Consider the following 7564-nt stretch of genomic DNA (forward strand, 5'->3'; position numbering starts at 1 on the left):
TGCTGCTGGCCGGTCTCACCGCGGCGGTGTCGGTGCCGCTGGCGCTGACCATCGGCATCCTGTCGGCCATGTACCGCGGTTCGCTGCTGGACCGCGGCCTGAACGTGGCGACCCTGTCGATGGTGGCGGTGCCCGAATTCCTGGTGGCCACCATCGCCGTGCTGATCTTCGCGGTGAAGCTGCGCTGGCTGCCCTCGCTCACCCTCGTCCCGGAGGAGGCGACGCTGGGCGAGATGCTGCGCGCCTACGCACTGCCGGTGATGACGCTGTGCTTCGTGATCGTCGCCCAGATGGCGCGGATGACGCGGGCGGCGGTGATCGACCAGCTGAGCCAGCCCTACGTCGAGATGGCCGTGCTGAAGGGCGTGGGCCCGATCCGCGTGGCGCTGACGCATGCGCTGCCCAACGCCATCGGCCCGATCGTCAATGCGGTGGCGCTGAGCCTGTCCTACCTGCTGGGCGGGGCGATTATCGTGGAGACCATCTTCAACTATCCGGGCGTCGCCAGCCTGATGGTCGACGCCGTCACCAGCCGCGACATGCCGCTGCTGCAGGCCTGCGCCATGGTCTTCTGCAGCGCCTACCTGCTGCTCGTCCTGATCGCCGACGTCTGCGCCATTCTCGCGAACCCACGGCTGAGACGCTGATGACCGACGCCGTCGCTCCCACCGCTCCAGCCGCCCGGCCCTCGGCCGCCGTCCGCGCCACGCGGTTCTGGACGTCGTTGCCGCTGTCCGGCCGCGTCGGCCTGGCGCTCGTGGTGTTCTGGGTCGCCGCCGCCGTCTTCGGGCCGTTCCTCGCGCCGTACGAGGTGGGGGCCATCATCGCGCCGGACGTGTTCGAGGGGTTCAGCGCCGCCCATCCGCTGGGCAGCGACTACCTGGGCCGCGACGTGCTGAGCCGGGTGTTGTCGGGTGCGCGGTACACGGTGGGGTTGGCGCTGGCGGCGGCGGTGCTGGCCAGCACGACCGGCACGGCGCTCGCGCTCACGGCTGCGGTCAGCGGACGATGGGTGGACGAGGGACTGAGCCGCCTGATGGACGCCATGATCTCGATCCCCAGCAAGGTGCTGGCGCTGGTGATGGTGGCCGCCTTCGGCTCGTCGATCCCGCTGCTGCTGCTGATCGCGGCAGTGACCTACGTGCCCGGGGCCTACCGCATCGGCCGGTCGCTGGCGGTGAACCTCAACGAGATGGACTACGTCCAGGCCGCCCGGGCGCGTGGCGAGGGGCGCTTCTACCTGGCGCGGGTCGAGGTCCTGCCCAACATGATCAACCCGATGCTCGCCGACTTCGGCCTGCGCTTCGTCTTCGTCGTGCTGCTGCTGTCGGGCCTCAGCTTCCTGGGCCTGGGGGTGCAGCCGCCGAACGCCGACCTGGGCTCGCTGGTGCGCGAGAACACCTCGGGCCTCGGCGACGGCGCCCTGGCGGTGCTGATGCCGGCGCTGGCCATCGCCAGCCTGACCATCGGGGTCAATCTGCTGATCGACGCCCTGCCGGGCCGCGCCCGGCGCGTGCAGGGAGAGCCGTGATGGCGGACCAGGTGCGGGTGAGCGGGCTGAAGGTCACGGCGCCGGGCGACGACGGCCGGCCGGTGACCATCGTGCGCAACGTCAGCTTCTCGATCCCGAAGGGCGAGGTCCTGGCGCTGATCGGCGAGTCGGGCTCGGGCAAGACGACTATCGCGCTCGCCTTGATGGGCTACGCCCGTGGGGGCTGCCGGATCGCCGAGGGGTCGATCGAGGTGGCGGGGACGGACGTCCTGGCGCTCGACGCCGCCCAGCTCGGCGCCTATCGCGGCGCCACCGTCGCCTACGTCGCCCAGAGCGCCGCCGCGTCGTTCAATCCGTCCCGGACGATCATGGACCAGGTGACGGAGCCCGCGACGATCCACGGCCTGCTGAGCCGCGCGAACGCCGAGGCCAAGGCCGTGGAGCTGTTCCGCGCCCTGGCGCTGCCCGATCCCGACACCATCGGCCGCCGCTATCCGCACCAGGTCTCCGGCGGCCAGCTGCAGCGGTTGATGGCGGCCATGGCGCTGATCACCGACCCCGCCCTCGTGATCCTGGACGAGCCCACCACGGCGCTGGACGTCACCACCCAGATCGAAGCCCTGCGGGTGTTCAAGAAGGTCGTGGCCGAGCGCGGAGCGACAGCGGTCTACGTCTCCCACGACCTCGCCGTCGTGGCCCAGATGGCGGACAGCATCGTGGTGCTACGCCACGGCGAAGTGCGTGAGACGGGCCTGACCGATCAGGTGCTCCACGCGCCGCAGGACGACTACACCCAGACGCTGATGGCCGCCGCCCGGCCGCAGGTGCGGACCGCCGCCAGCGAGGCCGAGGCCGCGCCCGCGCCGCTGCTCGAGGTGCGGGGCGTCACCGCCGCCTACGGCCGGGTTCCCGTGCTGCAGGACGTGAGCCTCAGCATCGCCCGCGGCGCCACGCTAGGCGTGATCGGCGAGTCGGGCTCGGGCAAGTCGACGCTGGCGCGCGTGGTCGCGGGCCTGTTGCCGCCGTCCGCAGGGACCGTGCTGCTGGACGGCGCCGCCCTGCCGCCGGCGCTGTCCCAGCGATCGCGGGAGCAGTTGCGCCGCGTGCAGATCGTCTTCCAGAACGCCGACACGGCGCTGAACCCCGCGCACACCGTCGAGCGCATCCTGGGTCGCCCCCTCGAGCTGTACCACGGGCTGAAGGGCGCGGCCGGAGAGCGGCGGGTCGCCGAACTGCTCGACCTGATCCGCCTGCCGGCGGCCCTGGCCACCCGCCGCGCGGGCGAGCTGTCAGGCGGGCAGAAGCAGCGCATCAACCTCGCCCGGGCCCTGGCCGCCGAACCCGACCTGATCCTCTGCGACGAGGTGACTTCCGCCCTGGACACCGTGGTGGCCGCCGCGATCCTCGACCTGATGGCCGAGCTGCGCCGCCAGCTCGGCGTGTCGTTCATGTTCATCAGCCACGACATCTCGACCGTGCGGGCGATCTGCGACGAGGTCGTCGTGCTGTACGCCGGCCGGAAGGTGCAGGCGGGAGGCCGTGAGGCCTTCAGCGCTCCGCCGTTCCATCCCTACACGGATCTCCTGGTTGGCTCCGTGCCCGAGATGCGGCGCGGCTGGCTGGAGGAAACGGCGGTGCGCGAGGCGCGGAAGCCGACGGCGGCCGCGGCGCCCGGCCTGTGCGGCTTTCTGGACCGCTGTCCGGTGCGCATCGAAGGCGTCTGCGATCGCCTGCCGCCGCCGCGCGTCCGGTTGGCGGGTTCCGAGATCCTGTGCCATCGCGGCGAAGAGGGCCTGCCCACGCGGTCGACCGATGGACGGCTGCCCTCGGGCGCGCGCGTGCGCTCCAGATAGCGCCCGCGAGGCGGGACGGGACGGCAGATCATGCCGGCCTGGGTCGGATCCGCCCATGGTTGCGCGCGGCCAGGGCGCCCCAAGACCCGGGATTGCGCGCGGCATTTCCAGCCCGTCCAACTGGGTGAAGCGCGATAAGTCACCGATTTGCCCCGCAACCCGGCAGCGAATGCCAGCGCAGGCGCTCTATGCTGGCGGAAGCTCGGATGCCGGGCTCCTGTTTCGGAGCCGGCCCGATTTCGAACGGACCTGACTGCGCTGCGCAGGACTGGCGTGCGCGGCGAGGAGTGGATTGCGATGGAGACTTCGGCGGTGGCCGACCTGCGGCTCAGGGACATGACGCCGGCTGACCTTGTCGCGGCCCATGCGCTGTCGAGCGAGGCGCAGTGGCCGCACCGTCTCGAGGACTGGGAGCTGATGCTGAGCGTCGGCTTCGGCGTGGTCGCCGAGCTGGACGGCCAGATCGTGGGCACCACCATGGGCTGGCCCTACGGGGCGGACGCCGCGACGCTGGGGATGGTCATCGTCTCGCGGGCGAGCCGCGGCGGCGGCGTGGGCCGCAAGCTGATGGACGCGGTCCTGGCGCGGTTGAGCGGCCGCACGGTGCTCCTCAACTCGACCGAGGCCGGCGCGCCGCTCTACCGCAAGCTCGGCTTCGAGCCGGTTGGCACGATCCACCAGCACCAGGGCGCGGCCTTTTCCGTCCCGGTCGCAAGGTTGCGCAAGGGCGAAAGGGTGCGGCCGCTCGGCGCCAGCGACGGCGCCGCGATCATCGAGCTCGACCGTCGCGCCACGGGCCTCAAGCGGGAGGCGCTCATCTCGACCTTGCTGGAGAGCGGACAGGGCGTGATCCTCGACCGCGGCGGCGAGCCCGCCGGCTTCGCGCTCTTCCGCCGCTTCGGCCGCGGCTATGCGGTGGGTCCCGTGGTGTCGCCGGACCGCGACGGGGCCCGGGCGCTGATCTCGCATTGGCTGGGTTCCAACGCCGGCATGTTCATCCGCGTGGACACGCCTGGGGACAGCGGTCTCTCGGCCTGGCTCGAAGAGATGGGCCTGAAGGAAGTCGACCGCGTCACCACCATGGTCCTGGGCCCGGCCCCCGCCCGCGGCGACGGCGTCGCGCCGTACGCCATCGTCAGCCAGGCCTTCAGTTGAGCTCCGTCGCCATCATGAACCCGCCCGCCGCGCCGACGCTTGCCGACCCGAGCCTCTTCGAGACCCGCGCCCTCGTGAACGGCCGCTGGATCGAGGCGGCGTCCGGCGCGACCCTTGCGGTCGAAGACCCCGCGACCGGGGCGGTGATAGGCCACATCCCAGACTGCGGCGCCGAGGAGACGCGCGCCGCGATCGCCGCGGCCGAAGCGGCCTTCGGCCCGTGGCGGGCGCGCACCGCCGGCGAGCGGTCGGCCATCCTGGAGCGTTGGCACGCCCTGGTGCTGGAGAACGCCGCCGACCTGGCGCGCATCATGACCGCCGAGCAGGGCAAGCCCCTGGCCGAGGCCGAGGGTGAGATCCGCTACGCCGCCACCTTCATCAAGTGGTTCGCCGAGGAGGGCCGCCGGATCGCGGGCTACACGGTGCCGGCGCCCGAGGCCAACCGCCGAATTCTGGTGACCAAGGAGCCGGTGGGGGTCTCGGCCGCGATCACGCCCTGGAACTTCCCGGCCGCGATGATCACACGCAAGTGCGCGCCGGCGCTCGCAGCGGGATGCCCAGTGGTGGTGAAGCCCTCGGAGCTCACGCCGTTCTCTGCCCTGGCGCTGGCCAAGCTCGCCGAACGCGCCGGTTTGCCAGCGGGCGTCCTGAACGTGGTGGTCGGCCGGCCCGAGGCCATCGGGAACGAGCTCACCGCCAACCCCGTGGTGCGCAAGCTCTCGTTCACCGGCTCCACCCGCATCGGTGCGCTCCTAATGCGGCAGTGCGCCGACACCCTGAAACGGCTGAGCCTGGAGCTGGGCGGCAACGCGCCGCTGATCGTCTTCGACGACGCCGATCTGGACCTCGCCGTGTCCGCGGCCATGGCGAGCAAGTTTCGCAACGCTGGCCAGACCTGCGTCTGCGCCAACCGCATCCTGGTGCAGGACGGCGTCCATGACGCCTTCGCCGAGCGCCTCGCCCGCGCGGTGGCCGGCCTAAAGGTTGGGCCTGGCGCTACGGCCGGTGTCACGACCGGGCCTCTGATCAACGGTTCGGCCGTGGAGAAGGTGCGCGCGCACCTCGCCGACGCGCTTGACCTCGGCGGCCAGGTCCTGGCCACGGCCGAGACGAACCTCGACCCCCGCCGCTTCGTGGCCCCGGTGGTGCTGACCGGCGCGACGGCTGAGATGCGGCTGGCCAGCGAGGAGACGTTCGGCCCGGTGGCGCCGCTGTTCCGGTTCCGCGACGAAGTCGAGGCGCTCGAACTCGCCAACGCCACGCCTTATGGCCTCGCCAGCTACTTCTACACCGAGAACCTGCATCGGGCCTGGCGGGTCGGCGAGCGGCTGGAGGCCGGTATGGTGGCGCTCAACACCGGCTCCATCGCCATGGAGATGGCGCCCTTCGGCGGCGTTAAGCAGTCGGGCCTCGGCCGCGAGGGTGGCCACGCCGGCCTGGAGGAGTATCTGGAGACCAAGGCCTTCCACTTCGGCGGCCTGAAACTCTCGAACTGAAGCCGGAGCGGAAACAAGCCATGTCGGACGAACGGGTCTACCGGATCGCCGTGATCCCGGGCGACGGGATCGGCAAGGAGACCACGCCGGAGGGGATCCGCGTGCTGGAGCGGGTCGCGGCCTTGCACGGCTTCCGCGTCGAGCAGCAATGGCACGAGTTCGCCTCGTGCGACTACTACGCCCGCCACGGCCAGATGATGCCGGACGACTGGAAGGACCGGATCGGCCGCCCCGATGCGATCTTCTTCGGCGCCGTCGGCTGGCCCGAGACCGTGCCCGACCACGTCTCCCTGTGGGGTTCGCTCCTGCAGTTCCGGCGCGAGTACGACCAGTACGTGAACCTGCGTCCCGCGCGCCTGATGCCCGGCATCGCCAGCCCGCTGGCCGGTCGCCAACCCGGCGACATCGACTTCTGGATCGTGCGCGAGAACACCGAGGGCGAGTACTCCTCGGTCGGGGGCCGGATGTTCCCGGGCACCGAGCGCGAAGTGGTGATCCAGGACACGGTGATGACCCGGGTCGGGGTCGACAGGGTGCTCCGCTACGCCTTCGAACTGGCGAGCCGCCGGCCAGAGAAGCACCTGACCTCGGCCACCAAGTCCAACGGCATCTCCATCACCATGCCTTACTGGGACGAGCGCGTGGAGGCGATGGCGGCGGGCTATCCGGACGTGCGGTGGGACAAGTACCACATCGACATCCTGACCGCGCAGTTCGTGCTGAACCCGGACCGATTCGACGTCGTGGTGGCTTCCAACCTGTTTGGCGACATCCTCTCGGACCTGGGCCCCGCCTGTACGGGGACCATCGGCGTCGCGCCCTCCGGCAACATCAATCCCGAGCGCACCGCGCCCTCGCTGTTCGAGCCGGTGCACGGCTCGGCGCCCGACATCGCGGGCCGGGGAATCGCCAATCCGGTGGGCCAGATCTGGTCGGCGGCGATGATGCTGGAGCACCTCGGCGAGCCGGGCGCCGCCGCCTCGATCATGCGCGCCATCGAGACCGTGCTGGCCGAGCCCAAGCTGCGGACCGCCGACCTCAAGGGGGCGGCCGACACGGTCACCTGCGGCAAGGCGATCGCCGAGGCCCTCGAAGCATAATCTGCCGCGGACGCCGGAAAAACGCCGCGACGTTCTCTCGCGCGGTCGCACGACGGCCGATCCGCATGCCGCGCCTCGCCTAGCCTTGCGGCAGCGAGGAGACGGGTGAATGCCACTGCCGAACCCCATCAGGTCCAACCGATCGCTCCAGGAACTGGACCGCGACCACCTGATCCATCCGGTCAGCGCCTACCGCGCGCACGAGGCGCGGGGCGTGACGGTGCTCGAGTCGGGGCGCGGAATGTGGCTCACCGACGGCGATGGCCGTGAGCTGCTGGACGCCTTCGCCGGTCTCTGGTGCGTGAACGTCGGCTATGGCCAGGAGAGCATCGTGCAGGCCGCGGCCGAGCAGATGCGCCGGCTGCCCTACGCGACCGGCTACTTCGACTTCGGCAGCGAGCCCGCCATCCGGCTCGCGCAGCGGCTGGCCGAGCTGGCCCCGCCTGGGCTGGAGCGGGTCTACTTTAC

Annotated in this window: 7 protein-coding genes; all 7 read left to right on the forward strand. The window is 71.2% G+C overall.

The genetic code is table 11. The annotated features are described in order from the left end of the window. A partial coding sequence (locus VGD44_RS19505) for an ABC transporter permease (protein ID WP_331090044.1) occupies positions 1-647 on the forward strand: 647 nt, incomplete at its 5' end. After that, complete coding sequence (locus VGD44_RS19510; protein ID WP_331090045.1) at positions 647-1531, forward strand: ABC transporter permease; 885 nt, start codon at positions 647-649, stop codon at positions 1529-1531. The genes VGD44_RS19505 and VGD44_RS19510, both read left to right, overlap by 1 nt. After that, on the forward strand, positions 1531-3345 hold the full coding sequence (locus VGD44_RS19515) for an ABC transporter ATP-binding protein (protein WP_331090046.1): 1815 nt from the start codon (positions 1531-1533) through the stop codon (positions 3343-3345). Before VGD44_RS19510 ends, VGD44_RS19515 begins: the two co-directional genes overlap by 1 nt. 297 nt (positions 3346-3642) lie before the next feature. Continuing rightward, positions 3643-4500 carry a GNAT family N-acetyltransferase gene (locus tag VGD44_RS19520; RefSeq protein WP_331090047.1) on the forward strand — a complete coding sequence of 286 codons (858 nt, stop codon included), beginning with the start codon at positions 3643-3645 and terminating at the stop codon, positions 4498-4500. Positions 4501-4514: 14 nt separating this feature from the next. Then, the gene (locus VGD44_RS19525) at positions 4515-5996 is read left to right on the forward strand and encodes an NAD-dependent succinate-semialdehyde dehydrogenase (RefSeq protein WP_331090050.1); all 1482 of its coding nucleotides are present in this window, start codon (positions 4515-4517) and stop codon (positions 5994-5996) included. Between the two features lie 20 nt (positions 5997-6016). After that, positions 6017-7096: a tartrate dehydrogenase gene (locus tag VGD44_RS19530; RefSeq protein WP_331090048.1), complete on the forward strand. Its 1080-nt coding sequence runs from the start codon at positions 6017-6019 to the stop codon at positions 7094-7096. Between the two features lie 109 nt (positions 7097-7205). Next, positions 7206-7564: aminotransferase class III-fold pyridoxal phosphate-dependent enzyme (locus VGD44_RS19535; protein WP_331090049.1), on the forward strand; the 359-nt coding region annotated here is incomplete at its 3' end.

Origin of the sequence: Phenylobacterium sp. (assembly GCF_036402295.1) — a bacterium.
In the GTDB taxonomy this organism is placed as follows: Bacteria; Pseudomonadota; Alphaproteobacteria; order Caulobacterales; family Caulobacteraceae; genus Phenylobacterium.